At 73.0% G+C, this 26,505-nt stretch carries 24 protein-coding genes; 18 read left to right on the top strand and 6 right to left on the bottom strand.

Annotation, left to right across the window (positions count from 1 at the left end):
* Window positions 1-564: 564 nt before the first annotated feature.
* The 5 genes from FYW95_RS21835 to FYW95_RS21815 all read left to right on the top strand — a co-directional run bounded on the left by FYW95_RS21835 (window position 565) and on the right by FYW95_RS21815 (window position 8,246).
* A complete protein-coding gene (locus FYW95_RS21835) occupies window positions 565-3,240 on the top strand; it encodes a glycoside hydrolase family 48 protein (RefSeq protein ID WP_159943406.1) in 2,676 nt (891 codons plus the stop codon).
* Between the two features lie 76 nt (window positions 3,241-3,316).
* Entirely contained in the window at window positions 3,317-4,777 is a 1,461-nt protein-coding gene (locus FYW95_RS21830) for an endo-1,4-beta-xylanase (protein ID WP_159943407.1), read from the top strand.
* A gap of 199 nt (window positions 4,778-4,976) precedes the next feature.
* Window positions 4,977-6,323 (top strand): cellulase family glycosylhydrolase, encoded by a 1,347-nt coding sequence (locus tag FYW95_RS21825; protein WP_160050702.1) that lies wholly within the window; start codon window positions 4,977-4,979, stop codon window positions 6,321-6,323.
* Window positions 6,324-6,407: 84 nt separating this feature from the next.
* The gene (locus FYW95_RS21820; protein WP_160050701.1) at window positions 6,408-7,442 is read left to right on the top strand and encodes a lytic polysaccharide monooxygenase auxiliary activity family 9 protein; all 1,035 of its coding nucleotides are present in this window, start codon (window positions 6,408-6,410) and stop codon (window positions 7,440-7,442) included.
* A gap of 126 nt (window positions 7,443-7,568) precedes the next feature.
* The gene (locus FYW95_RS21815; protein ID WP_160050700.1) at window positions 7,569-8,246 is read left to right on the top strand and encodes a DinB family protein; all 678 of its coding nucleotides are present in this window, start codon (window positions 7,569-7,571) and stop codon (window positions 8,244-8,246) included.
* A gap of 44 nt (window positions 8,247-8,290) precedes the next feature.
* On the opposite strand, the gene FYW95_RS21810 is transcribed toward FYW95_RS21815, so the two are convergent.
* On the bottom strand, window positions 8,291-8,884 hold the full coding sequence (locus FYW95_RS21810; RefSeq protein WP_159943411.1) for a flavin reductase family protein: 594 nt from the start codon (window positions 8,882-8,884) through the stop codon (window positions 8,291-8,293).
* A 178-nt stretch (window positions 8,885-9,062) separates the two neighbouring features.
* Here FYW95_RS21810 and FYW95_RS21805 point away from each other — a divergent pair, with 178 nt between their 5' ends.
* A complete protein-coding gene (locus tag FYW95_RS21805; RefSeq protein ID WP_159943412.1) occupies window positions 9,063-10,019 on the top strand; it encodes a threonine ammonia-lyase in 957 nt (318 codons plus the stop codon).
* A 28-nt stretch (window positions 10,020-10,047) separates the two neighbouring features.
* Here FYW95_RS21805 and FYW95_RS27825 read toward each other — a convergent pair whose 3' ends face one another.
* Both FYW95_RS27825 and purB read right to left on the bottom strand, forming a co-directional pair.
* A complete protein-coding gene (locus tag FYW95_RS27825) occupies window positions 10,048-10,218 on the bottom strand; it encodes a hypothetical protein (RefSeq protein WP_201294980.1) in 171 nt (56 codons plus the stop codon).
* A gap of 175 nt (window positions 10,219-10,393) precedes the next feature.
* Complete coding sequence (gene purB, locus FYW95_RS21800; protein WP_160050699.1) at window positions 10,394-11,824, bottom strand: adenylosuccinate lyase; 1,431 nt, start codon at window positions 11,822-11,824, stop codon at window positions 10,394-10,396.
* A gap of 134 nt (window positions 11,825-11,958) precedes the next feature.
* Between purB and FYW95_RS21795 the strand changes: the two genes are divergently transcribed.
* Window positions 11,959-13,386: a sensor histidine kinase gene (locus FYW95_RS21795; protein ID WP_159943414.1), complete on the top strand. Its 1,428-nt coding sequence runs from the start codon at window positions 11,959-11,961 to the stop codon at window positions 13,384-13,386.
* Window positions 13,353-14,063 carry a response regulator gene (locus FYW95_RS21790; protein WP_159943415.1) on the top strand — a complete coding sequence of 237 codons (711 nt, stop codon included), beginning with the start codon at window positions 13,353-13,355 and terminating at the stop codon, window positions 14,061-14,063. The genes FYW95_RS21795 and FYW95_RS21790 overlap by 34 nt, the downstream gene beginning before the upstream one ends.
* 56 nt (window positions 14,064-14,119) lie before the next feature.
* On the opposite strand, the gene FYW95_RS21785 is transcribed toward FYW95_RS21790, so the two are convergent.
* Window positions 14,120-14,833 carry a nuclear transport factor 2 family protein gene (locus tag FYW95_RS21785; RefSeq protein WP_159943416.1) on the bottom strand — a complete coding sequence of 238 codons (714 nt, stop codon included), beginning with the start codon at window positions 14,831-14,833 and terminating at the stop codon, window positions 14,120-14,122.
* A 209-nt stretch (window positions 14,834-15,042) separates the two neighbouring features.
* On the opposite strand from FYW95_RS21785, the gene FYW95_RS21780 reads away from it, so the two are divergent.
* From FYW95_RS21780 to FYW95_RS21770, 3 genes are all read left to right on the top strand, one after another.
* Complete coding sequence (locus tag FYW95_RS21780; RefSeq protein ID WP_159943417.1) at window positions 15,043-16,020, top strand: oxygenase MpaB family protein; 978 nt, start codon at window positions 15,043-15,045, stop codon at window positions 16,018-16,020.
* Entirely contained in the window at window positions 16,017-16,235 is a 219-nt protein-coding gene (locus tag FYW95_RS21775; protein WP_236567868.1) for a DUF3099 domain-containing protein, read from the top strand. The genes FYW95_RS21780 and FYW95_RS21775 overlap by 4 nt, the downstream gene beginning before the upstream one ends.
* A 214-nt stretch (window positions 16,236-16,449) precedes the next feature.
* Window positions 16,450-16,884, top strand: coding sequence for a CBS domain-containing protein (locus FYW95_RS21770; RefSeq protein WP_159943418.1), 435 nt, complete (start codon window positions 16,450-16,452; stop codon window positions 16,882-16,884).
* Between the two features lie 123 nt (window positions 16,885-17,007).
* On the opposite strand, the gene FYW95_RS21765 is transcribed toward FYW95_RS21770, so the two are convergent.
* A complete protein-coding gene (locus FYW95_RS21765; protein WP_159943419.1) occupies window positions 17,008-18,105 on the bottom strand; it encodes a pyridoxal-phosphate-dependent aminotransferase family protein in 1,098 nt (365 codons plus the stop codon).
* Window positions 18,106-18,262: 157 nt separating this feature from the next.
* On the opposite strand from FYW95_RS21765, the gene FYW95_RS21760 reads away from it, so the two are divergent.
* Together FYW95_RS21760 and FYW95_RS21755 are read left to right on the top strand one after the other, a co-directional pair.
* Window positions 18,263-18,781, top strand: a complete 519-nt coding sequence (locus FYW95_RS21760; RefSeq protein WP_370462398.1) for a GNAT family N-acetyltransferase — start codon at window positions 18,263-18,265, stop codon at window positions 18,779-18,781.
* A 139-nt stretch (window positions 18,782-18,920) separates the two neighbouring features.
* Complete coding sequence (locus FYW95_RS21755) at window positions 18,921-20,414, top strand: aminopeptidase P family protein (protein ID WP_159943420.1); 1,494 nt, start codon at window positions 18,921-18,923, stop codon at window positions 20,412-20,414.
* A gap of 197 nt (window positions 20,415-20,611) precedes the next feature.
* Here FYW95_RS21755 and FYW95_RS21750 read toward each other — a convergent pair whose 3' ends face one another.
* Window positions 20,612-21,625: a phosphotransferase family protein gene (locus FYW95_RS21750; RefSeq protein WP_159943421.1), complete on the bottom strand. Its 1,014-nt coding sequence runs from the start codon at window positions 21,623-21,625 to the stop codon at window positions 20,612-20,614.
* Between the two features lie 93 nt (window positions 21,626-21,718).
* Here FYW95_RS21750 and FYW95_RS21745 point away from each other — a divergent pair, with 93 nt between their 5' ends.
* The 5 genes from FYW95_RS21745 (at window position 21,719) to FYW95_RS21725 (ending at window position 26,503) form a co-directional block, all read left to right on the top strand.
* Entirely contained in the window at window positions 21,719-22,153 is a 435-nt protein-coding gene (locus FYW95_RS21745) for a hypothetical protein (protein ID WP_159943422.1), read from the top strand.
* Window positions 22,154-22,225: 72 nt separating this feature from the next.
* Entirely contained in the window at window positions 22,226-22,786 is a 561-nt protein-coding gene (locus FYW95_RS21740; RefSeq protein WP_159943423.1) for a TIGR03086 family metal-binding protein, read from the top strand.
* Between the two features lie 140 nt (window positions 22,787-22,926).
* Entirely contained in the window at window positions 22,927-23,430 is a 504-nt protein-coding gene (locus tag FYW95_RS21735) for a 2Fe-2S iron-sulfur cluster-binding protein (protein WP_159943424.1), read from the top strand.
* Window positions 23,427-24,422 (top strand): FAD binding domain-containing protein, encoded by a 996-nt coding sequence (locus FYW95_RS21730; RefSeq protein WP_159943425.1) that lies wholly within the window; start codon window positions 23,427-23,429, stop codon window positions 24,420-24,422. The genes FYW95_RS21735 and FYW95_RS21730 overlap by 4 nt, the downstream gene beginning before the upstream one ends.
* On the top strand, window positions 24,419-26,503 hold the full coding sequence (locus FYW95_RS21725; RefSeq protein WP_160050698.1) for a xanthine dehydrogenase family protein molybdopterin-binding subunit: 2,085 nt from the start codon (window positions 24,419-24,421) through the stop codon (window positions 26,501-26,503). Before FYW95_RS21730 ends, FYW95_RS21725 begins: the two co-directional genes overlap by 4 nt.
* Window positions 26,504-26,505 lie beyond the last annotated feature (2 nt).

The following is a 26,505-nucleotide window of genomic DNA, read 5'->3' as shown; positions in this document are numbered from 1 at the left end:
CCGACCTATGAGGGCAACCCGCGTAACGGCAACAACATGAGCGGGGCGCTGCCCAACGCTCCGGTGGCGGGTCACTGGTTCTCCGAGCAGTTCCAGGAGCTCTTGGCCAACGCCCACCCGCCCGTCCGGTAGGAACGAGCGGGTCCCGGCCAGGGGCCCGCGAGAAGGGGTGCCCGCCCTGCACGGCGGGTCGGGTACCTCCGCCGCGCGCTGCCCGCGCCCGTCCTCCGTCGCGGTCCGGCCCGCCCCGGTCGCATCGGAAACTTCCGGAACTTAACGACAAGTTACTTACTCCACACCCATTGTCTCCGTGTGTCACTGGTGTTAACTTCGGCCCACGCGCAATGGGAGCGCTCCCGGGAGTGGGTGCACCCAAGCGCACTCGCTTCCGGGACCACGGACACGGCAGGCCCACGCCACGGGCCACGGGCCCGGGTGACGACGCCGACACCCGGTCCCCACCCCCCACCCGCACTCCGACCCGGCCGGTCACCCGGCACGTTCCGCCCGGCGGCGCCCCAGGTCCCGGGCGGCGGGAACGGAGAGAACCTCCAAGGAGGACACGTGATCACCCCCCGCTCCGGTCCGCGCCCGACGCGCTGGCGCAGATCGGTTTCCGCCCTCTTCGGCGCGGCACTCGTGGCCGCCCTCCTACCGGCCAGCCCCGCACAGGCGGCCCCGATCTGCTCCGTCGACTACCGCCTCAACGACTGGGGATCCGGCTTCACCGCCGAGGTCGCCGTCACCAACGAGGGGGACTCCCTCTCCACCTGGACGCTGGGCTGGGAGTTCTCCGGCAACCAGCGCATCACCAACTCCTGGAGCGCGCAGGTCTCCCAGAGCGGCAGCTCCGTGACCGCGCAGGGCCCCTCCTGGGCCCCCGGCCTGGCCTCGGGCCAGACCGCGACCTTCGGTTTCCAGGGCACCTACAGCGGCAGCAACACCGTGCCCACCGAGTTCACCCTCAACGGCCTGGACTGCGCGGGCGAGGACGAGGAGCCCGAGGACCCGGCACTGGTCGTGCAGCCGACCTCGGTCACCGTGCCCCCCGGCGGCGAGGCCACCTTCGACGTCGCACTCTCGGCGGAGCCCGAGGCCGCGGTCTCCGTCAGCGTCGAGCGCACCTCCGGCAGCCAGGCGCTCTCGGTGGCCTCCGGCTCCTCGCTGTCCTTCGGCGGGAGCGACTGGGACGACGCCCAGCAGGTCACCATCGCCTCCTCCGGGGACGGCTCCGGCGATCCGGCGCAGGCCGAGTTCACCGTCTCCGCTGAGGGCTACGACCCCGTGGTCGTGACCGCCCGCGAGCGGGCGGGCGCCTCCAACGAGTACGAGGAGGAGTTCCTCGCCCAGTACGAGAAGATCAAGGACCCCGACAGCGGCTACTTCCGCGAGGTCGACGGCCTGCTCGTGCCCTACCACTCGGTGGAGACCCTGATCGTGGAGGCCCCCGACCACGGGCACGCCACCACCTCCGAGGCCTACAGCTACTACCTGTGGCTGGAGGCGTCCTACGGGCGCGTCACCGGCGACTGGGAGCCCTTCAACGACGCCTGGGAGTCGATGGAGACCTTCATCATCCCGGGCACCGCCGACCAGCCCACCAACGGCTCCTACAACCCCGCGGACCCGGCGACCTACATCCCCGAGTCCCTGGACCCCAGCGACTACCCGATGCCGCTGACCCCCGAGGTCGAGGCCGGCCAGGACCCGATCGCCAACGAGCTGAGCAGCACGTACGGCACCGACGAGGTCTACGGCATGCACTGGCTGCTGGACGTGGACAACACCTACGGCTACGGGTTCTGCGGCGACGGCAGCGACGACCTGCCCGCCTACATCAACACCTTCCAGCGCGGCTCCAACGAGTCGGTCTGGGAGACCGTCCCGCACCCGTCCTGCGAGACCTTCGCGCACGGCGGCGAGAACGGGTTCCTCGACCTGTTCACCGACGACGAGAACTACTCCGAGCAGTGGCGCTACACCAACGCCCCCGACGCCGACGCGCGCGCCGTCCAGGTGGCCTACCTGGCGCACGAGTGGGCCGCCGAGCAGGGCAACGAGGGCGCGATCGCCGAGAACGTGGCCAACGCGGCCAAGATGGGCGACTACCTGCGCTACGCCATGTTCGACAAGTACTTCAAGGAGATCGGCGACTGCGTCGGGGCCCAGTCCTGCCCGCCCGGGTCGGGCAAGGAGTCCGCGCACTACCTGATGGCCTGGTACTACTCCTGGGGCGGCGCGCTGGAGAGCGCCGAGTACCCCTGGGCCTGGCGGATCGGCGGCTCGTCCGCCCACCAGGGCTACCAGAACGTGATGGCCGCCTACGCGCTCTCGGAGGTGGACGCGCTGCGGCCGCAGTCGCCCACCGGCGCCCAGGACTGGGACACCAGCCTCGACCGCCAGCTGGAGTTCCTCCAGTGGCTGCAGTCGGCCGACGGCGGCATCGCCGGCGGCGCGACCAACAGCTGGGAGGGCACCTACGCCCAGCCGCCCGCGGGCACGCCCACCTTCTACGGGCTGTTCTACGACGAGAAGCCGGTCTGGCACGACCCGCCCTCCAACCGCTGGTTCGGGTTCCAGGTCTGGGACATCGAGCGGGTGGCGGAGTACTACCGCATCACGGGCGACGAGCGCGCCGGGGACATCCTGGACGACTGGGTGCCCTGGGCCATCGCCAACACCACCGTCGGAGAGAACGGCGAGTTCGCCATCCCCGCCGACATGGAGTGGAGCGGCCAGCCCGACACCTGGACCGGTCAGCCCACGGGCAACTCCGGCCTGAGGGTCGAGGTGGTCTCGCACAACCAGGACGTCGGTATCGCCGCGGGCCTGGCCAAGACCCTCATGCACTACTCCGCGGCCACCGGTGACGCCGAGTCCCGCGAGGTGGCCGAGGGCCTGCTGGAGGCGCTCATGGCCCACCAGGACGACCTGGGCGTGGCCATCCCCGAGCAGCGCGCCGACTACGCGCGCTTCGACGACCCGTTCGGCTCCGCCGACGGCGGCCTCTACATCCCGCAGGGGTGGACCGGCCAGATGCCCAACGGCGACCCGATCAACTCCGACTCCACGTTCCTGTCCATCCGGTCCTTCTACGAGGACGACCCGAACTGGCCCCAGGTCGAGTCCTATCTCAACGGCGGTCCGGTGCCCGAGTTCACCTACCACCGGTTCTGGGCGCAGGTCGACGTGGCCACGGCCCTCGCCACCCACGGCGAGCTGTTCGGTGACGGTTCCTAGCGGACCGTAGCCGGACCCGGGGGCCGGGCGCTCCGGCGCGCCCGGCCCCCTCACCCAACCGATGACGAGGAGCACCATGTCGTTTCCCAAGGGGCGAGAACGGCCCCGCAACAGGATCGTCGCCGCGACGGCCCTGGCCCTGACCCTGGTGGCGGGCGCGTTCGCCGCCACCGCACACGGTCAGACGAACACCGCCACCCTGGTCTCGGCCGAGGAGGCCGCCCAGGCCCAGGCGGCCACCCTGCGCGACCTGGCCGACCAGCGGGGCGTGCGCATGGGCACCGCGGTGGCCTCCCACCGCCTGAACGAGACCGCCTACCGGCAGACCGCCGCCGCGGAGTTCAACTCCGTCACCCACGAGAACGACCTCAAGTGGGAGACGGTCCAGCCGCAGCGGGGACAGTTCAACTGGACCAACGCCGACCGGGTGGTCGACTTCGCCCAGCAGAACGACCAGATGATCCACGGGCACACGCTGGTGTGGCACAGCCAGCTGCCCTCCTGGGTGGCCAACGGCAACTTCAGCCGGAGCGAGCTGACCCAGATCATGGAGAACCACATCAGCACCACGGTGGGGCGCTACCGCGGGCAGATCGGCACCTGGGACGTGGTCAACGAGCCCATCGGTGACAACGCCCAGTTCCGCGACTCGGTGTTCTACCGCACGCTGGGCCGGGACTTCATCGCCCAGTCCTTCCGCATGGCGCGGGCGGCCGACCCCAACGCCCGGCTGTTCATCAACGACTACAACATCGACGGGATCAACGCCAAGAGCGACGCCTACTACGAACTGGTCCGGGACCTGCTGGCCCAGGGCGTGCCGATCGACGGCATCGGCCTGCAGGGCCACCTGATCTCCGGTCAGGTGCCCTCCAGCCTCCAGCAGAACATCCAGCGCTTCGCCGACCTGGGGCTGGAGGTCATGATCACCGAGCTGGACATCCGCATGCAGATGCCGGTCACCCAGCAGAAGCTGGAGCAGCAGGCCCGCGACTACGAGACCGTGGTCAACGCCTGCTACGCGGTCAGCGGGTGCTCGGGCGTGATCGTCTGGGGCGTCACCGACGCCTACTCCTGGGTGCCCGACCACTTCGACGGCCAGGGCGCGGCCCTGCCGATCGACGAGAACTACCAGCCCAAGCCCGCCTACTGGGCGATCCACGAGGCCCTCGGCGGTGACGCGGGCCCCGACCCCGACCCGACCGGGGAGCCCACCGACGAGCCGACGGACCCGCCCTCGGGCGAGTGCGAGGCGCGGTACCGGGTCACCAGCGAGTGGAACACCGGTTTCCAGGCCGAGGTGACCGTCACGGCTGGAGCTCCGCTCACGGGCTGGAGGGTGACGTGGAGCTTCGGTTCCGGTGAGAGCGTCTCCCACGCCTGGAACGCCTCGGTCAGCGGCGGCGGATCCTCCGTCACCGCGACCAACGTCGGCTACAACGGCACCCTGGCCGCCGGGCAGTCCACCTCGTTCGGCTTCGTCGGCAACCACAACGGGAGCGTCTCCACACCCCAGCTGACGTGTACGAGTTCCTGATCCCCGGCTGACCGGCCAGGAGCGTACGGGGTCCCGTGCGCGGACGTGACCGCCCCGGAACAGGCCACGCCTGCCACAGGACCGGGTGCCGGGGGAGAGGACTCGAGCCCTCCCCCGGCACCCGCACCACCGCCCTCCCCGGGCGGTGGACCACCGTAATCCGACAACGTTGTCATCTCCTCCCGTCTGGAGTCCCGCGATGATCAAACGCCTCCTCATCGCCCTGGGGTCCGTGCTGACCCTGGTGGCGGCGCTACTCGCGTACACCCTGCCCGCACACGCCGACACCGGTTTCCGGATCAGCGACGGCCGCCTGGTCGACGCCTCCGGCAACGACTTCGTCATCCGCGGTGTCAGCCACCCGCACGCCTGGTACACCCACCAGACCGGAGCCTTCGCCGACATCAAGTCGCTGGGGGCCAACACGGTGCGGGTGGTCCTCAGCAGCGGCGACCAGTGGCAGGAGAACGACGTCGACGACGTGGCCGACATCGTCGCCGAGTGCAAGGCCAACCGCCTGATCTGCATGCTGGAGGTGCACGACACCACCGGCTACGGGGAGGCCGCCGCGGCCGTCCCGCTGGACCGGGCCGTGGACTACTGGCTTCGGGTCCAGGACGCCGTCGAGGGCGAGGAGGACCACATCCTCGTCAACATCGGCAACGAGCCCTACGGCAACGACGCGACCGTCAACCAGGGCTGGGCCGGTGACACCAGCGCGGCCATCCGGCGCCTGCGCGACGCGGGCTTCGACCACACGCTGGTGGTGGACGCGCCCAACTGGGGCCAGGACTGGCAGGGCATCATGCGCGACAACGCCCGGTCCGTCTTCGACTCCGACCCGCACCGCAACACGATCTTCTCCATCCACATGTACGGCGTCTACGCGCAGGAGTCGACGGTCGTCTCCTACCTGGAGTCCTTCGTCGACGCGGGCCTGCCGCTGCTGGTCGGCGAGTTCGGCCACGACCACTCCGACGGCAACCCCGACGAGGACGCGATCATGGCCCACACCGAGCGGCTCGGGCTGGGCTACATCGGCTGGTCCTGGAGCGGCAACGGCGGAGGCGTCGAGTACCTGGACATGGTCGAGGACTTCGACGTCAACCGCCTGACCCCCTGGGGCGAGCGCATCTTCCACGGCCCCGACGGCATCGCCTCGACCGCGGTGGAGGCACCCGTCTACGGCGGGGGCGGCCCGACCGACCCGCCCACCGAGGAGCCCACGGAGGAGCCGACCGACCCGCCCGCGGGCGACTGCGAGGCCTCCTACGCCGTGACCGGGCAGTGGAACAACGGCTTCCAGGGCGAGGTGACCGTCACCGCCGGGGCCCCGATCACCGGCTGGACGGTGACGTGGACCCTCGGGAGCGGCGAGAGCGTCTCCCACGCCTGGAACGCCTCGGTGAACACCAGCGGGTCCACCGTCACCGCCACCGACGCCGGATACAACGGCACCCTGGCCGCCGGGCAGTCGACCTCGTTCGGCTTCATCGGCACCCACAACGGGAGCGTCTCCACACCCGCGCTCTCCTGCACCGCCTGATCCCGCCGAGGGAACAGCACCAGACCCCCGGCCGCACCCCCGCGGGCGCGGCCGGGCCACCCCCCACACAGATTGGAACGACCCATGAGGTCACGCGACGCCATCGCCCTGACCGTGGCGCTCGGCGGACTGGCCATCGGCACGGCCGTGGTCGCCCTGCCCGAGTCCGCCGAAGCGCACGGCGCCTTCACCTACCCCGCCAGCCGCACCTACGCCTGTTTCCAGGACGCCACCAAGGGCAGCAGCGGCGGCGCCCTGCAGCCCACCAACGACGCCTGCGCCGACGCCCTGGCCGAGGGCGGGGACTACCCGTTCTGGAACTGGTTCGGCAACCTCATCAGCAACTCCGAGGACCGCCACCGCGAGTTCGTGGCCGACGGCGAGCTGTGCGGACCCACCGAGCGCTTCTCGGCGTTCAACGAGGTGCGCGCCGACTGGCCGACCACCTCCCTGCCCGCGGGGCAGACGGTGGAGTTCCACCACAACGCCTGGGCCGCGCACCCGGGCACCTTCTTCACCTACGTCACCAAGGACGGCTTCAACCCGGCCACCGACGCCCTGGAGTGGGACGACCTGGAGCTCATCGACCAGGTGACCAACCCGCCGCTGCGCAGCGGCGGCGTGGCCGGGGCCGAGTACTACTGGGACGTGGACCTGCCGGACAAGAGCGGCCAGCACATCGTCTACGTGGTCTGGGAGCGCTCGGACAGCCCCGAGTCGTTCTACAACTGCTCGGACGTGGTCTTCACCGGCGGCTCCGACCCGGGACCGGACCCGGACCCGGAGCCGAGCCCGGACCCGGAGCCGAGCCCGGACGGTGAGTACTGCACGGCCGAGTACACCGTGGTCAACGAGTGGAGCAGCGGGTTCCAGGGCCAGGTGGAGGTCACCGCCGGGGAGAACGGTGTGGACGGCTGGATGGTGGACTGGGTGTTCGCCAACGGCCAGCAGGTCAGCAGCGCCTGGAACGCCTCGCTGGTCAACCACGGCGCCCACTTCGAGGCCACCAACGTGGGCCACAACGGCCGCCTCGCGCCCGGTGAGTCCACCAGTTTCGGCTTCACCGCCACCCACGGGGGAGTGAACATCGCCCCGGAGGTCGCCTGCCAGGAGTCGTGACCCCGCGGTGACACCGACTCGGGGGCCGTACCCCCCATGAAGGGCCCCGGGACCCCGTGAGGGGCCCGGGCGCCCGCGCGGTCCCCGGCGCCACGGTACCGAACAGCGTTCGGTACCGTGGCGCTCATGGATACCGCCGACGTCTACATCCGCTGCCAGGACCGCATGCTCTCCCTCGCCGAGGACCTCAACCCCGAGCAGCGGACCACCCCCGTCCCCGCCCTGCCCGCCTGGAACGTCCAGCAGACCTACGCCCACCTCGCCGGGATCTGCGCCGACGTGGCCGCCGACCGGGTCAGCCCCCCGGCCGACGACGAGACGACCGCCCGCCAGGTGGCCGAGCGCGCCCACCTGGACCTGGCCCAGATCTGCGCGGCATGGCGCGAGGACACCCCCGCCCTGCTGCGGGTCTTCGCCACCCGGAAACGGGCCCGCTACTCCCTGCCCGCCCTGGACCTGTGGCACCACGAGAACGACGTGCGCGGCGCCCTGGGCATGGACGCCCAGACCCTGGACGCCGACCAGCTGGCGCACTTCACCGTGGGCGGACTGGCCCGGACGTGGTCCCCCGAACTGCCCGGGGTGCGCGTGGCGGCCACCGACACCGGACAGGAGTGGATCCTGGGCCGGGGTGAGGACCGCGACGCGCTGCGGTGGTCGGCCACCGCCTTCGAGCTGGCCCGAGCCAGCACCGGGCGCCGCACCCCGGACCAGGTGCGCGCCATGGACTGGAGCGGGGACCCCGCGCCGGTGCTGGAGTACCTGTCCACCCTCCCCGTTCCCGAGGTGGAGCTGCGGGTCTGAGGCCGCCGGGGAAACGCCGGGCGCCCTGACCCGCGTCGGGAGCGTCAGGGTCGGTGGGGCAGGCGGGCCAGGGAGGTCACCTCGCCCAGGGTGGACCACTCGTCGCGGCCCAGCCGCGCCAGCGGGCGCATCCGGGTCACCTCGGGGTGCCCGTCCACGAGCACCCCGTCCGCCACGGCCGCGCACACTACCCGGCCCAGGACCAGCGTGCAGTCGCCCAGCTCCACCGTGGAGTGCACAACGCACTCCAGGGCCGCGGGGGAGTCGGCGACCCGGGGCGGGCGCACCGCCGAGCTGGCCTGGCGGGTGATCCCCAGCGCCTCGAACTCGTCCACCTCCGGCGGGTAGGGGGTGCCGCTGGCGTTGACCTGCTTCCACAGGGACTCGGGGGCCAGGTTGACCACGAACTCCCCGGTCTCTTCCGCGTTGCGCAGCGAGTCCTTGCGGCCCACCGACGTGAACTGCACGATCGGCGGGTCGGTGCTCGCCACGGTGAAGAACGAGTGCGGGGCCAGGTTGTCCACGCCCGCGGCGGAGGTGGTGGAGACCCACGCGATGGGGCGCGGCACCACCAGGGCCGTCAGGAGCTTGTAGAACGCCCGCCCGGGCAGGTCCTCTGGAGTCCATTCGGTACGCATCGGCACCGATTATCCCGTGCCCCGCCGCCCGGAGCGTGTCGGCCCGCGGGGACCGGGGAGCCGCCGTCCGTGTCCGCCACCGGCCCGGTAAGCGCCAGAGCTCCACCGCGTCCGGAACGGAGCACGCGGCGGGGAGGCCCCGGCGTGTGCTGTGACCGCCTCCGGGCATACACCGCGTATGGAACTGATCACCGCCGACGACGTCCGCGCCGCCGAGACCCGCTTACAGGGCCTGGTCGTGCGCACCCCCCTGACCGCGGGGCCGCCCGACGGACCGCCCTTCCTGCTCAAACCCGAGAGCCTCCAGCCCACCGGCGCCTTCAAGCTGCGCGGCGCCACCAACGCCGTCGCCCTGCTCAACCCCGCCCAGCGCGCCAACGGCGTGGTCACCCACTCCTCCGGAAACCACGGACAGGCCCTGGCCCACGCCGCGGCCCGCGCGGGGGTGCCCTGCACCGTCGTGGTCCCCGAGGGCGCGCCCAAGGTCAAGGCCGACCGCATCCGTGCCCTGGGCGCGCGGGTGGTCCCGGTGCCGCCCGCGCGGCGGGAGGAGGCCGCCCGCGAACTCCAGGAGACCGAACGGCTCGCCCTGGTGCCGCCCTTCGACGACCCCCGGGTCATCGCGGGCCAGGGCACCGTGGGCCTGGAGATCCTGGAGCAGTCACCCGAGGTGACGACCATCGTCGTGCCCGTGGGCGGCGGGGGACTGGCCTCGGGGGTGGCCACCGCGGCGTGGACCGTCCACCCGCGCCGGGTCCGGGTGGTGGGCGTGGAGCCCGAGCTGGCCGCCGACGCCGCCGAGAGCCTGCGCACGGGACGGCTGGTGACCTGGACGCCCGAGCGCACCCACCGCACGCTGGCCGACGGCACGCGGGTCTGCCTGTCCGAGCTCACCTTCGCCCACCTGCGGGCCCGGCTGGACGAGATCGTGACGGTGACCGAGGAGGAGATCGCCCGCGCCGTGGCGGTGCTGGCGCACGGGGCGCGCCTGGTAGCCGAGCCCAGCGGGGCCCTGGCCGCCGCCGCGATCCTGGCGGGCCGGGTGGCCACCGTTCCCGGCCGTCCCGAGGAGACGGTCGCGGTCGTGTCCGGGGGCAACGTGGACCCGGCCCTGTTCGCCCGGCTGGTGGGCTGAACGGTCCGGGGGCGCTCCCCCGGACCGCTCAGTTCCGGCGGTCCCGGGAGCCGGCGGTGCCGCGCCCGCGTACGGCGGCGCGGTCCTCGCGTCGGCGCATCGCCATGTCGGACAGGGCGGCCAGGCCCAGGGCGACGACGAACGCGGCGACCAGGAGCACGGTCCACAGCGCGGTGCCGAAGGAGTCGGGGTCGATCACGGGGTCCTCCCAGGGGGCGCGGGGCCTACCGACACGACAACCGTAATAGGTGTTAACTTCCGGACCCAGTGTTAGCACAGGTGAGCTGTGCCATAGGCGCGTCGGGCGGGAACGCGCCGGGGCCCGGTCGGCGCGTCGCACCGTCCCGGGCCCCGTGCCCGTCCGGGTGTCCCGCCTACAGGATCGAACCGGGGGAGTAGGCCGCCGCGTCCGGGTGCGCGGCGGTGATCTCGCCGATCCGCTCCACCACGGCCGCGACCTGGTCGGCGGCGGCCCCGGTGAAGGTGATCCGGTCGGCCAGCAGGGCGTCCAGCTCCGCGCGGTCCAGCGGGAAGCGCTCGTCCTCGGCCAGCCGGTCCAGCAACCGGTTGCCCGCGCCCTCCTGGCGCATCGCCAGGGCCGAGCCCACCGCGTGCTCCTTGATCAGCTCGTGCGCGGTCTCGCGGCCCACCCCGGCGCGCACGGCCGCCATGAGCATCTTGGTGGTGGCCAGGAACGGCAGGTAGCGGTCCAGTTCGGCGGAGACCACCGCGGGGAAGGCGCCGAACTCGTCCAGCACCGTCAGCATCGTCTCCACCAGGCCGTCGAAGGCGAAGAACGCGTCCGGCAGCGCCACCCGGCGCACCACCGAGCAGGACACGTCGCCCTCGTTCCACTGGTCCCCGGCCAGCTCACCGGCCATCGACGCGTACCCGCGCAGGATCACGGTCAGCCCGTTGACCCGCTCGCACGAGCGCGTGTTCATCTTGTGCGGCATGGCCGAGGAGCCGACCTGCCCCTCGGCGAACCCCTCGGTGACCAGTTCGTGCCCGGCCATCAGGCGGATGGTCTTGGCCAGCGACGAGGGACCGGCGGCCAGTTGCACCAGCGCGGTCAGCACCTCGAAGTCCAGTGAGCGCGGGTAGACCTGTCCCACGCTGGTGAGACGCCGCGCGAAGCCCAGGTGGGCGGCCACCTCGTCCTCCAGCGCGGTCAGCGCCGCGCGGTCCCCGCCCAGCAGGTCCAACATGTCCTGCGCGGTGCCCACCGGGCCCTTGATCCCGCGCAGCGGGTAGCGGTCGATCAGCTCCTCCAGCCGCCCGTGGGCGACCAGCACCTCGTCGGCCGCCGACGCGAACCGCTTGCCCAGGGTCGTGGCCTGGGCCGCCACGTTGTGGGACCGGCCCGCCACCACGGTCCCGCCGTGCTCGGCCGCCAGACGGCCCAGCCGGGCCAGGAGCGCCACCACGCGGTCGCGCACCAGCAGCAGGCTGTCGCGCACCTGCAGCTGCTCGACGTTCTCGGTCAGGTCGCGCGAGGTCATGCCCTTGTGGACGTGCTCGTGCCCGGCCAGGGCGTTGAACTCCTCGATGCGGGCCTTGACGTCGTGGCGGGTGACGCGCTCGCGCTCGGCGATGGAGGCCAGGTCCACCCGCTCCAAGACCTTCTCGTAGTCCTCGACCACGCCTGCGGGAACGTCCACGCCCAGACGCGCCTGGGCGCGCAGGACGGCCAGCCACAGCCGCCGCTCGGCGACCACCTTGTACTCGGGGGACCACAGCCGGGTCAGCTCCGCGGACGCGTAGCGGGCAGCCAGGACATCGGGGATCAGAGGTTTCGCGCTCACGTCGCCCCACCCTATCGTCCTGAGCTGGGACGGACGCGCGGCGGTCCGCCGCACCGGGGGTGGGGCCAGCCCCACCCCGTACCGGGTGGCGGGGCCGATTCCCCGGCGTTTCCGGCCTGTCTAACGTGAGGGTCATGCTCACGTTCGACGCACCTCCGGGCCCGGCCACGCCCCCCGGCCGGGGGCGGGACCGCCGTTCCCGACCGCCGACCCTGCTCCGGGCCCTGCTCAGCCCCCGCTTCCTCCTCACCGCGTGGCCGTGGCGGGCCCTGGTCCACAACACCAACACCGTGCTCGTCGGGCTGGCCCTGGTGGTCGTCGGGATGCCCGTCTACCTGCCCTGGACCGTGTTCACCTGGATGCTGTTCTCCCGGCCCTGGGACACACTGGCGTTCGCGCCCATGGCCGCGTTGTTCGTCTGCGGCCTGGTCCTGTTCGCTGTCGGAGCCCCCCTTCTCGCCCTGCCCCTGGCCGCCCTTCAGCGGTGGTGCCTGTCCCTGGTCGCCCGCGGTCCCTTCCCCCACGGCCACCGTCCGCCCCCGCCCGGCCTGTGGGGGTGGGTCCGCACCCGTTACGCCGAGGGCGCCACCTGGCGTGAGATCGCCTACGCGGGCCTGCTGCTGCCCCTGTCCTTCGGAACCGCCACGGTCCTGGGCAGCCTGTTCCTCCTGGGGGCCGTCCTGGCGCTGGCCCCCCTCATCGTCAGCGAGGAGGGGGGAGGCGAGATCATCATGGGCTCCGCCACCCTCACCAGGGTGGAGGAGGCCGTTCCGTACGCGCTGCTCTCCCCGGTGGTCCTCGTCGTGCTGCTCTACGCCTCCGGGGTCTGCGCCCAGGTCCACGCCGCGGCCGCCCGCGCCCTGCTGGTCGGACCGCCCAGGGACGAGCTGTGCGCCGAGCTCAGCCAGGTCACCGAGTCCCGCGCCCGCCTGGTCAACGCCTTCGAGTACGAGCGCCGGCGCATCGAGCGCGACCTGCACGACGGCGCCCAGCAACGGCTCGTGGCCCTGTCCATGGAGCTGGGCCTGGCCCGCCTGGACCTGGCGGAGGGCGGTGAGGCCGACCGCCGGGTGGCCGCCGCCCAGGCCCATGCCGACGAGCTCATCACCGAGCTGCGCGAGCTGGTGCGCGGCATCCACCCACGGGTGCTCACCGACCGGGGCCTGCCCGCCGCCCTGGCCGAGCTCACCGACCGCTGCCCCTTCCCGGCCCGGGTGGACGCCGAGGTCCCCCGTCGCCTGCCCGCGCACGTGGAGGGCACGGCCTACTTCGTGGCCGCCGAGGCGCTGACCAACGTACACAAGCACACCGAGGCCAACGCCGCCGCCGTGCACGCCAGCGTCGTTCCCGGCGGTCCGGGGGCGGCCGAGGTCCTCGTGTTGGAGATCACCGACTACGGCCCGGGCGGCGCCGAGCCCGCGCGGGGGTCCGGGCTCACCGGGCTCCGGGACCGCGTCGCCGTCATGGGCGGCACAATGGAGCTGTCCAGCCCCGAGGGCGGACCGACCCGAATCCGAGTGGAGCTGCCGTGCGGACCGATCCCTCCGACACCGCTGACCTGACCGCCGCCCCGGCGGCCCCGCCCCCGGTGCCCACCGTCCTGGCCGAGGACGGCGTGCTGCTCCGCGAGGGACTGGCCAGCGTCCTGGAGCGCTTCGGGTTCCCGGTGGTGGCCTCCGTCGGCGATGCGGAGGCGCTCCTGGCGGCGGTGGCCGAGCACGCGCCCGGCCTGGTGGTCACCGACATCCGGATGCCGCCGGACTTCACCGACGAGGGGCTGCGCGCCGCGGTGCGGCTGCGCCGGGAGAACCCCGGGCTGGCCGTGGTGGCGCTCAGCCAGTACGTGGAGCTGAGCTACGCCACGGACCTGCTCGACTCCGGCAGCGGCCGGGGCGTGGGCTACCTGCTCAAACAGAGGGTGGGCGACGTCCGCGAGTTCGCCTCCGTGCTGCGCCAGGTCTCCGGGGGCGCCACCTTCGTCGACCCCGAGGTGGTGCGCCAGCTGCTGCGCCGCCGCGCCGACCCGCTGGAGCGTCTGACCCCGCGTGAGCGCGAGGTGCTCGCCCTGATGGCCGAGGGGCGCTCCAACGGGGCGATCGCCCGCCGGCTCGTGGTCAGCGACGCCGCGGTCGGCAAGCACGTGGGCAACATCCTGGCCAAGCTCGACCTGCCCCCGGACGAGGGCGTGCACCGCCGGGTCCAGGCGGTGCTGGCCTACCTGCGCGGACGCCCGGTCTGAGGACGCGGACCGGGCCCGTACCCGCCCCCGCGGGTACGGGCCCGGCGTACGCCGGCTCAGCCGGGGTTGGCGGCCCGCCAGTCGATCGCGACGACGTTCTCGTCGCCCACGACCCAGGCGTCGTGTCCGGCGGGGACGAAGGCCAGCTCCCCGGCCCGGAACTCCTTCTCCGTGCCGTCGTCCATGCGGCAGCACAGGGTGCCCGAGATCATGTAGGCGCAGTGGGTCATCATGCACGAGTCGGTGCCCTGGAAGGGCTTGGCGTGCTCGGACCAGCGCCATCCCGGCTCCAGCTCCAGCCGCACGACGGTCTGTCCGCCCACGGTGGCCGCCTCCAGGTTCTCGTGGCTGGCCTCCTTCCGCTCCGGGATCGGCATGAAGTCGGCCGACTCCATGGTCTGGGCCTCCTCGTCCCAGGCCTGCACGGTGGACTGGTGCACGATGCGGCCGTCCCGCAGGTCCAGCATGCTCATGCTCAGGACCTTGTTGCCGTCGGGGTAGACGCACCGCTCGGTGTAGGCGACGTGCTCGCCGTCGGCCACGCACTGGACCACCTCGTGGGTCATCTCGCGTGAGCAGAGCTCCCGCACGGTCTCACCGATCTCCTCCCTGCCGTGTAGGACCGTGGGGGCGCTGGGCGGGGTGCGCCGGTCGATCATCTCCATCTCGGCGTCGTCGCTGTACTGGGAGACCAGGGCGTCGGCGTCGGCCGACTCCACGGCCCGGCGGTAGCGGTCGACGTCGAAGGGGGTCTGTGCCGGGGCGGACATGGGTGTGCTCCTCTCCGTGCCCGGACCGCCCTTGGCGCGGGCGGTCCTCGTACCCAGACTGCGCCCGCTGCGTTCCCCGATTCGCCCAAGGTCCGGTAACGGAACGGCTGTGTCGGGAACCCGCCGCGGGGCGGGGGAGACCGGACGTATGGTGGAAACCAAGAGCGGACATACCGTGCGAACCCCCTCACGGCCCCGGAGGAGACCGGATGCAGCCGACCGTCGCCGCCCCGGAGAGCGTGACCTGGAAGATCCACCTGGACCGGTCGATGTGGGTGGCGGGGGTGCGCGCCCTCATGCTGCAGGCCCTGCACCCGGTGGCCATGCAGGGGGTGTGGCAGCGCTCGGACTTTCGCGAGGACCCCACCGGCCGCCTGCTGCGCACCGCCCACTTCGTGGCCGTGACCACCTACGGCAGCCCGGCCGAGGCCGAGGCCCTGGGCGAGCGCGTGCGGCGGGTGCACCGGGCCCTGTCCTTCGAGGACCCGGCCACCGGACGCCGCCACCGGGTGGACCAGCACGACCTGCTGGTGTGGGTGCACTGCGCCGAGGTCTCCTCCTATCTGGAGACCGCGCACCGCGCCGGGGTGGGGGTCAGCCCCCGGGAGGCGGACCGCTACCTCGACGAGCAGTCGCGCACCGCCGCCTACGTGGGACTGGCCCGCGGGGACGTGCCGCGCTCGGTGCCCGCCATGCGCCGCTACCTGGCCTCGGTCCGGCCCCGCCTGGGCGCGACCCCCGAGGCGCGCGCGGCGGTGCGCTTCCTGCTGTGGCCCCGGGTGCCCGAGCGCCTGGCCTGGCTGGCCCCGCTCAAGCCCTTGTGGTTCCCGGTGGGCGCCCTGGCCTACGCCACCCTGCCCGCCTGGGCGCGCCGCGCCTACCGGATCCTGCCCGAGGCCCCCGGCGGCGCGTCGGCGGCCACCGCCGGGCTGCGGGCCCTGCGCACCGCCCTGAACCGGGTGCCGGAGCGCTACTACAACCTCCTGTTCGACGAGGCCACCGTGCGCAGCGCTGAGGAGGCCCGCCAGCGCCTGCTGGAGGCCGGGTACTCCGTGGAGAACGGGCTGCGGGCCCTGCGCGCCCGCACCCTGTTCGGGGTGCCGTCGGTACCGCCGCCGGGGGACCCGGCCCGGACCTGGGCGGCGGACGGCGTGGAGGCGCGCCACGCGGGAAGGAGGGGGCTGTGAGGCGTCGGGTGCGCCAGTACGGCCTGGTCATGGGGGTGTGCCTGGTGCTGTTCGCCGGGGCGCTGCCCGTCTACCACCTGTTCGGCACCGGGTGGGCGGTGGCCCTGTGCGCGGTGGCCTCGCTGCTGCCGCCCGTGGCGGCGACCCTGGGCAGCCTGGCCGACCCCGACGACCCCCGGGACCGGGACAACCGGTACGGGCCCAACGCCGACTGAGCCCGATCGCTGGCCATGCGGGAGGGCCGCGGGGCAACCGTGATGAGGCCTCCCGCCTCCGGGGGAGAGGAGGCCGACTCCCTCCCCGCGCCCGGCGTTCCGGCACGCGGTCGGAACCGGCCGCACTCCGGGACGCCGGTGAAGGTGTTCCCCGGGCACGTGAGGGGTAGCGTCCGAAATATCCGGAATGTCTGTCGCGTGGAAGGAGAGGTCCATGACGACCGCGGGAGAGATCATGCACGCGGGCGCCGAGTGCGTCCAGGAGGACACCACGCTGTTCGACACCGCCCGGAAGATGCGCGAGCTGGGCGTGGGCGCCCTGCCGATCTGCGGCGAGGACGACCGGCTGCACGGCATCATCACCGACCGGGACATCGTGCTCCGCTGTGTCGCGGAGGGCAGGGACCCCCAGACGTGCAGGGCCGGGGAGCTGGCCCAGGGCAAGCCCTTCTGCGTGGACGCCGAGGACGACGTGAACCGCGTGGTGGAGATGATGGCCAGCCACCGCATCAAGCGGGTGCCGGTGATGCGCGACAAGCGCCTGGTCGGGATGATCAGCGAGGCCGACCTGGCACAGAACCTGCCCGAGTCGGAGATCGGCCACTTCGTGGAGGCGATCAAAAGCGGTCCCGCCGACAGGGTGGGCTGAGCACTCCGGCCCCGGGCACCTCGTCCGGGGCCGGTTCGCGCTCTCGGCCGCGTTCCCCGACGCCTCCGCGGCCCGCGCCCGCCGGTCGTCCCGGCCGGGGCGGATCTCGCGCGGCTCGGGCCCTCAGCGCTCCAGGACGCGGCGCAGGGCCGCCAGCACCAGCTCGGCGCGGTCCAGGCGGGCGTTGTGGCCCATCAGCCCGATTCGCCACACGGAGGAGGCGAAGGGGCCCACGCCCGCGCCGATCTCCAGGCCGTACTCGTTCAGCAGGCGTTCGCGGACCTTCGCCGAGTCCACGCCCTCGGGCACGCGCACCGAGGTCAGCTGCGGCAGGCGGTGCCCCTCGGCGGCGAACAGCTCCAGGCCCATCGCGGTGAGCCCCTCGCGCAGGTGCTGCCCGGCCGCCCGGTGGCGTTCGGCGACCGCCTCCACGCCCTCGGCCTCGATCCGGGCCAGGGCCGCGTCCAGGGAGGCGACCATCGCCACCGGCGCCGTGTGGTGGTAGGCGCGCCCGCCGGGGCCGCCGCGCACGTAGGCGCCCAGCAGTCCCAGGTCGACGTACCACACCGGCGGCACCTCGACCCGGCGCTCCCAGGCACGTTCGGAGAAGGTGAAGGGCGCCAGGCCCGGGGCCACCCCCAGGCACTTCTGGGTCCCGGAGTAGGCGACGTCGACCCGCCAGGCGTCCAGGTCCGTCTCCGTGCCGCCGAGCGAGGTGACGCAGTCGGCGACCAGGAGCACATCGTCGGAGCGCTCGCGCAGGGCGCGGCCCAGGGCGCCCACGTCGCTGAGCACGCCGGTGGAGGTCTCCGCGTGCACGGCGGCCACGATCCGGGGGTCGGGGTGGGCGTCCAGCACGCGCTGTACGTCCACCGGACGGCCCCACTCGTGGTCCACGCGCACCACCTCGGCGCCGTAGCGCGAGGCCACCTCGCACATGCGCTGGCCGAACAGGCCGTTCACCGCCACGACCACGGTGTCGCCCGGGCGCACCGTGTTGGCGAAGGCCGTCTCCATGCCGAGCGAACCCGTGCCCGACAGCGGCAGGGTCAGCGGATTGGCGGTGCCCCACAGCGTCCGCAGGCGCGCGCAGGTGCGCTCCAGCAGGGCGATGAACTCGGGGTCCAGGTGTCCCAGCAGCGGGGACGCCAGGCCCAGGGTCGCCTCGGGGTAGGGATTGCTCGGCCCGGGGCCGAGGAGGATGCGCTCGGTCAGTGCCATGCGACCAGCCTAGTGCGGCGCCCGTGGCGGGTGGTCTTCCAGGGGCGCCGTTCGGTCCGGGGTGAGCGGGATCCCGTGGCAGCGGGGAAGGCGCGCGCGTAGTATTCCGGCGGAATCGGGCGGAGGCCCGCGACGGCCGAAGGGGCGGGGGAGCACGGTGACGCACACGGGGGCGCGCGAGCGGACCGGTGGGGTCCGCATGCTGAGCGTGGGCCACGACGACCCGAGGGTGGAGGGACTGCTCGCCGGTCTGCTGCGGGAGTACACCGCGCGCTACGGGGCCGAGGGCGCGTCCCGGGAACTGGCCCGCTACCCGGTGTCGGAGTTCGCCGCCCCCCACGGCCGGATCGTGCTGGCCGAGATCGACGGGGAGGTCGTCGCCGGAGGGGCCGTTCGCCCCTACCGGAAGGACCGCGCGGCCATGGCCGAGACCGCCGAGTTCAAGCGGATCTGGACCTCGGACCAGCACCGGCGGCGCGGCCTGGGCCGCCAGGTGATGGCCGCCCTGGAGGAGGCCGCCCGCGAGCTCGGCTACCGGCGGGTCGTGCTCTTCACCGGCCCCTCCCAGCCCGAGGCGGTGGCCCTGTACGAACGAATCGGCTACCGCTCGCTCGACCCGGCCCGGATCGAGGACCTGCCCTACCCCTCGGCCATCCCCTTCGCGCACGACCTCTGACCGGGGACTGCCCGCGCGCTCCGCGGCGTTATGGGGTGAGCTATGTCCGCGGGGCGGTCCCGTGCCCGGTCCGGCCCGTACGATGGGCAACAGCCGTCACCAGCGGTCACACGCACGAACTCGACGAGGAGAACCCGACGTGAGCGAGCAGCAGCGCCCCCAGGACGAGACGAACGCCCCCGTGTTCCGTCCACGCAAGAACGGGCAGGCGCAGACCGTCTCCGACGAGCTCGCCGCGTGGATGGCCACCGGGTGGGCCGACACCGAGCGCCGCGACCTGGAGCCCGTGGAGCAGGCCGCCCACACCGCCCGCCGCCGCGCCGCGATCAGCGCGGCCTTCCCCGGCGACCGCCTGGTCGTCCCGGCCGGGCAGCTGCTCACCCGCTCCAACGACACCGAGTACCCCTTCCGGGCCGCCACCAACTACGCCTACCTCACCGGAGACACCTCCGACGGCGGCTGCCTGGTGTTCACGCCCGACGCCGGGGGCGGCCACGAGGTGGTCCTCTACCTCAAGCCCCGCTCCAACCGCGACAACGGCGAGTTCTGGCTGGGCGGCTACGGGGAGCTGTGGACGGGCCGCCGCAACAGCCTCTCCGAGGCCGCCGACCTGCTCGGCGTGGCCACCGCCGACGTGACCACCCTGGACGGGGCGCTGCGCTCGGACCACGGCGTCACCACGCGGATCGTGCGCGGCCACGACGCCGCGCTCGACGCGCTGGTCGACGAGCTGCGCGCCGACGCCGACGAGGAGTCGCGGGCCAAGTCCGCCCAGCTCGACGAGGAACTCTCCGTCACCCTGGCCGACCACCGCCTGGTCAAGGACGAGTGGGAGATCACCCAGCTCCAGCTGGCCGTGGACGCCACCGTGCGGGGCTTCGAGGACGTGGCCCGGGCGCTGCCGCAGGCCAAGGACACCTCCGAGCGCTACGTCGAGGGCACGTTCTTCCTACGCGCCCGGGTGGAGGGCAACGACGTCGGCTACGGCACCATCGCCGCCTCCGGCGCCAACGCCACCACCCTGCACTGGACCCGCAACGACGGCCCGGTGCGCGAGGGCGACCTGCTGCTGCTGGACGCGGGCGTGGAGACCACCACCCTGTACACCGCCGACGTCACCCGCACCATGCCGGTCTCGGGGACCTTCACCGACGTCCAGCGCCGGGTCTACGACCTGGTGTACGCCGCCCAGGAGGCCGGTATCGCCGCGGTCGCCCCGGGGCGGCCCTTCATGGCCTTCCACGAGGCCTCCCAGCGGGTTCTGGCCGAGGGCCTCATCGCGTGGGGCCTGCTGGAGGGGCCGCTGGAGCGCGTCCTGGAGTTGGGGCTGCAGCGCCGGTACACCCTGCACGGCACCGGGCACATGCTGGGCATGGACGTGCACGACTGCGCGGTCTCCCGCCAGGAGGCGCACCTGTACGGCGACCTGGAGCCGGGCATGGTCCTCACCGTGGAGCCGGGCCTGTACTTCCAGCCCGACGACCTGACCGTGCCCGAGGAGCTGCGCGGTATCGGCGTGCGTATCGAGGACGACGTGCTGGTCACCGAGGACGGCAGCCGCGTGATGTCGGCCGCCCTGCCGCGCTCCTCCGCCGAGGTGGAGGCCTGGCTGGCCGAGCGCCTGCCGCGCTGATCCGCTCCTTCGCGGGCCGCCCCCCGAGGGGGCGGCCCGCGGTCTGTCCGGGATCAGTGCGCTTCCGGGATCCGGGCCCGGGCCGACGGGTCCCTCCGCCCGAAAATAAATCTACATCGTAAAGCTTCTGGTTGTTCACAACCTCCCAAAAGAGGTGGAGAAGCAAACGGAACCAACCACGAAGCCGAACACGCACGTCACTCCGCAGGAGTGGCCAACCGGTCCAGGTCGGCCGCCAGGAGGGGGGCGAGGAAGGTCCGGACGCGCTCGGCCTCCGCGTGCCCGTACCCGCGTGGGGTGAGTTCGGTGAACATGATCAGGTGCAGGTAGACCCGGTACAGGGTGATCCTGCGCAGCAGGGCCGGAGTGAACCCGACGCGGCCCCCGGCCGCCCGGTAGCCCTCCAGCAGGGCCGGGTCCCCGCGCACGTCGCCGAAGAGCGCCAGGGAGACCAGATCGGCCGCCGGGTCGCCCCAGAAGGCGCGTTCGGCGTCGATGATCCCGGACAGGGCCGGGGCGTCGCCCTCCCCGGTTCCGGTGACCAGGACGTTGCCGTCCCACAGGTCGAAGTGCACCAGGACCGGGACGCGTACCGGGGCCAGATGGGCGCGGTTGTCCGCGACCAGGCGGATGATCCGCGCGCCGCCGCCCGGCAGGGCGACGCCGAGGCGGGCGGCGTCGGCCACCACGGCCTCCACCATCGCGGTGAACGCCTCCGGCCAGGTGGCGGCGCGCAGCCGCGGGTTCCCCGGGTAGCCGAACCCGGTGCCGGTGACGGTGTGCAGCGCGGCCACCGCGCCGCCCAGCGCGCGGCGCACCGGGGCCAGCCGCCGCGGTTCCAGGCGGGAGCGCAGGCCGTCCAGGGGCCGTCCGGGCAGGTGTTCCAGGAACAGGTAGGCGCGGCGGGGGTCGCCGGGGACGGTGCCCGCCCGCAGGACGCGGGGCACCCAGCGGCGCACGGCGGGCCGGGCCCGTGTGTAGGCCAGGGCCTCGGTGGCCAGCAGGTCCTGTTCGTAGGTCAGCCGCGGCCGGTCCGGGGGCGGGGCCAGTTTGAGCACCGACCGGCGGCCGTCGCGCAGGACCACGGCGTGCACGGTGTTGTAGGTGCCTCCGGTGAGGGGGGTGTGCCCGTCCACGTGCGCGCGGGGGCCGAAGGCGGCGCGGACGAGCGCTTCCAGGACGGTGGGGGAGAGGTTCTCGGCGGGGGGCATGGGCTCCACTCTAGGGCGACGTTTCGCGGTGGCGGATCCGGATACTCGGGACAGCAGGGGCCGCGGAGGGCGGCCGTGGAAGGGGGCGCGGACATGGGTGTGAGGAGCGCGAGTGCGGCTCGTGCCGTACTGCTCGGCCTGGCCACGGGGGTGCGCGGCACTCTCGGGAGCACGCCGTTGTGGGTCGGAGCGGGTACCGGCGGGCGGGTGCTGATGGGGCTGGTCATGCTGGGGGAGGCGTCGGGGGACAAGGTCCCGGGTATCCCGAGTCGGTTGGCCTGGCCGAGCCTGGTGAGCCGGGTGGTGAGTGCGGGTACGGGGGGTGCTCTGTTGGCCCGGGGGCTGGGGGCGCCGGTCGTGCCGGCGGTGGTGCTGGCGGCCGCGGTCTCCCCGTTGGGCGCGGCGGCGGGGGTGCGCTGGCGGGGATTCTGGGGCCGTGACGGGCGGCCGGCGTGGGTCGGCGGCGTGATCGAGGACGCGTGCGCGCTCGCGTTGGCCGGGGCGGCCTGCCGCGGGGTGGCGCGGTAGGGGTGCGGTGTGCCCGGCCGGTGTGCCGGGTAGAAGCCGGGGCGGAACCGAGACCGGCCCCGGGGGAGTGGGATGGCACAGCTGATCGATCTGCACGGCATGGCGTTGGGGGAGTTCGACCGGCGGGTCCGGAAGGTCAGGCTGACCGACTGGGCGCTGCCCACCCCGTGCCGGGACTGGGACGTACACGACCTGGTCAACCACCTGACCACCGAGCAGCTGTGGGTGCCGCCCCTGTTGGCCGGGGAGCGGATCGAGGACGTGGGCGACCGCTTCGAGGGCGACAACCTGGGCGAGGAGCCGATCACGACGTGGGAGGTGGCCTCCCGTGAGGCGCGCACGGTCTGGTTGGCGCCCTCGTCGTTGGAGGCCACGGTGCACCTGTCGTTCGGTGACGCGCCCGCCGAACTCTACCTGTGGCAGATGACCTTCGATCTGACGGTGCACGCCTGGGATCTGGCCCGGACCCTGGGTGTGGACGAGCGCCTGGACCCGGAGCTGGTGGAGGAGGTCCACGCCTGGGCCGAGGGCCAGGGTCTGGGGCCGGGGGCGATGTTCGACGCACCCGTGGAGGTGGACGAGGGGGCCGGTGCCCAGGACCGGTTGATCGCGCTGACGGGGCGGACCCCCTGACCGCTGCTGGCGGGGGCGGGCTCCGGAGGCCGGTGCGGTGCGCCGTGTCGGCTTTCTGTGTCCCTGGGGCCGTCACAGAATGCGATGGACACGCGGCTCGGTGTGCGGGAGCGGTAGTGAGACGAGAGAGGACGGCGTAGGTGGAGGCCACGATCACACTTCGTGTGGACGGTGAGAAACACGAGCTCACCGTGGACACCCGTACGACGTTGTTGGACGCGTTGCGTGACCGGTTGGGGGTGACCTCGCCGAAGAAGGGGTGTGACCACGGGCAGTGCGGTGCGTGCACGGTGTTGGTGGAGGGGCGCCGGGTGCTGTCCTGTCTGACCTTCGCGGTCGCGCAGGAGGAGGCGGAGGTGACCACGGCGGCGGGGCTGGCCGGGGAGGGGGAGCTGCACCCGGTCGCGCGTGCCTTCGTGGACAACGACGGTTTCCAGTGCGGTTACTGCACGCCGGGTCAGGTGTGTTCGGCCGTGGGGATGCTGCGGGAGGCCGCCGAGGGCTGGCCCAGTCACGTGAGCGGGGACCTGGAGGGGCCGGTGCGGCTGGATGACGAGGAGATCAGGGAGCGTATGAGCGGCAACCTGTGTCGTTGCGGGGCCTATGCCAACATCGTCGCCGCGATCAGGGAGGCCGCCGAGTGAGACCGTTCGACTACGTGCGGCCCGCGGAGGCGTCTTCGGCCGTGGCGACGGTGGCGGGGGATCCGGGTGCGGCCTACATCGGCGGGGGCACCAACCTGGTCGACCACATGAAGTTGGGTATCGCGGCGCCGACGTCGTTGGTGGACGTGCGCGGCCTGCTCAGCGACCGGGTCGAGGAGACTCCCGAGGGGGTGCTGCGGGTCGGCGCGGCGGTGCCCAACAGCGACCTGGCCGCGCACCCGGAGGTGCGTCGGCGTTTTCCTGTGTTGTCCCAGGCGTTGTTGTCCGGGGCCTCGGGGCAGTTGCGCAACGTCGCGACGACGGGCGGCAACCTGTTGCAGCGTACGCGGTGTGTGTACTTCCAGAACCGGGCCATGCCCTGTAACAAGCGTGAGCCGGGTACGGGATGCGCGGCGGTGGAGGGCTACGGCCGCTACAACGCGGTTCTGGGCACCTCAGAGCACTGTGTGGCCACGCACCCCTCGGACATGGCGGTGGCGCTGACGGCTCTGGGCGCGCGGGTGCGCGTCCTGGGTCCTGAGGGGGAGCGGACGGTGGATCTGCCGGGGCTGCACCGGTTGCCGGGGGACCGGCCGGAGCGGGACACGGTGTTGGAGCACGGCGAGCTGATCACCGCGGTGGAGCTGCCCCGCCTGCCGTTGGCGCGGCGGTCGGCCTACCGCAAGGTGCGGGATCGCGCCTCGTACGCGTTCGCCCTGGTGTCGGTGGCGGCGGCGCTGGAGGTGGTGGAAGGGACGGTCACCGATGTCCGGGTGGCCTTCGGCGGGTTGGCGCACGCGCCGTGGCGGGCCCTGCGGGCGGAGGAGGTGCTGCGGGGGCGTGCGGCGACGGAGGAGTCCTTCCGGGAGGCGGCGGAGGCGGAGCTGGCCGGGGCGCGTACCGGTCCGGACAACGCCTTCAAGGTTCCCCTGGCCGTGAACACCCTGGCCGCGACCCTGCGCGGTCTGACCGCTGAGGAGGCACGACGATGAGCGAGACCCGGGTGATGGGGCAGCCGCTGACCCGCCTGGAGGGGGAGCGGAAGGTGACCGGGCGGGCCCCCTACGCCTATGAGCACCCGCTGACCGACCCCCTCTACCTGCACCCGGTGCTGTCCACGGTCCCCCGTGGGCGGCTGACCGGTGTGGACGCCTCCGCCGCGGAGGCGCTGGCGGGGGTGCGCGCGGTCCTGACCCCCTACAACGCCGAGCGGCTCGCCGGTGCCGGGGACGGGGAGTTCGCGGTTCTGCAGTCGGAGGAGGTGTCCTTCCACGGCCAGTTCGTCGCGGCGGTGGTGGCGGACACACCGGAGACGGCGCGGGAGGCGGCCGCCCTGGTGCGCGTGGAGTACGCGCGGGCGCCGCACGACGTGGTGCTGACGGCTGACCACGAGCGGTTGTACCGGCCTGTGGGTGAGGATGACGAGGGGCCCGCCTCCGACACCGAGGAGGGTGAGGTGGAGGCGGCGCTGGAGCGCGCGGAGGTGGTGGTGGACCAGACCTACCGCACGCCCACCGAGCACAACAACCCGATGGAGCCGCACACCACGGTGGCCGTGTGGGAGGAGGAGCCGGGGCGGCTGACCCTGTACGACTCCACGCAGGGCGTGCACGTGGTCCGTGCGTCGGTGGCCGGGGTGTTCGGTCTGGATCCGGAGCGGGTGCGGGTGGTGGCCCCGCACGTGGGGGGCGGCTTCGGGTCCAAGGGGGAGGCGCACGCGCATGACGTTCTGGCGGCGATGGCGGCCCGGGTGCTGCCGGGGAGGCCGGTGAAGTTCGCGCTGACCCGCCAGCACATGTTCAGCCTGGTGGGTTACCGTACGCCCACGATCCAGCGGGTGCGGTTGGGTGCCGACCGGCGGGGGCGGTTGGACGTGGTCGTGCACGAGTCGGTGGAGCAGACCTCGACGGTGCAGGAGTTCACGGAGAACAGCGCGATGTGTTCGCGGTGGATGTACGCCGCGCCGCACCGTCGTACCCGGCACCGGATGGCGGCGTTGGACGTGCCGGTGAACTTCTGGATGCGTGCGCCGGGTGAGGCTCCGGGGATGTACGCGTTGGAGTCGGCGATGGACGAACTGGCGCAGGCGTGCGGGGTGGATCCGGTGGAGTTGCGGGTGCGCAACGAGCCGGAGCGGGATCCGCAGAGCGGTGCGCCGTGGTCGGACCGCCAGTTGGTGCGGTGTCTGCGTGAGGGGGCGGAGCGTTTCGGCTGGTACGGGCGGGATCCTTCGCCCCGTGCGCGGCGCGAGGGCGACTGGTGGGTGGGTACGGGGGTGGCCGCGGCCAGTTACCCGCACCTGTACAACCCGGGGTCGGTGGCCGTGGTGCGCTACGGCGGGGAGGGTGTGTACGAGGTGTCCATCGGGGCGGTGGACATCGGTACCGGGGCGTGGACGGCGCTCACGCAGATCGCCGCGGACGCGTTGGGGGTGTCGGTGTCACGGGTGCGGTTGCGCATCGGTGACACGGACCTGCCGTCGGCGTCGGTGGCGGGGGGTTCCAGCGGGACCAGTTCCTGGGGGACGGCGATCGTTGCGGCGGCGCGGGCGTTCGCGGCCGAGCACGGCGGTGCTCCGGCGCCGGGTGCGGTGGCGCGGGCGAGCGCGGGTGAGGACACCGTGGACGAGGGGTACGCGGTCTACTCGTTCGGGGCCCATTTCGCCGAGGTGGCGGTGCACGCTGACACGGGTGAGGTGCGGGTGCCGCGGATGTATGGGTTGTTCTCGGTGGGGCGGGTGGTCAATCCGCGCATGGTGCGTTCGCAGTTCCTGGGCGGCATGGTGATGGGCCTGTCGATGGCGCTGCACGAGCAGAGCTTCCGGGACCCCCGGTACGGGCACGTGGCCAACGGGGACTTCGCGGAGTACCACGTGGCGACCAACGCGGACGTGCGTGATCTGCGGGCGGAGTGGTTGGAGGGCGAGGACCCGCGTGCCACTCCCATGGGGTCGCGTGGTGTGGGGGAGATCGGGGTCGTGGGTACCGCGGCGGCGGTGGCCAACGCCGTGTACCACGCCACGGGGGTGCGGGTGCGGGACCTGCCGATCACCCTGGACACGTTGGTGCGCTGAAG

This window comes from Nocardiopsis sp. FR4, assembly GCF_009830945.1.
In the GTDB taxonomy this organism is placed as follows: Bacteria; Actinomycetota; Actinomycetes; order Streptosporangiales; family Streptosporangiaceae; genus Nocardiopsis.
Note: the sequence above shows the minus strand (reverse complement) of the source record. Positions and strands in the feature narration are given on the sequence as shown.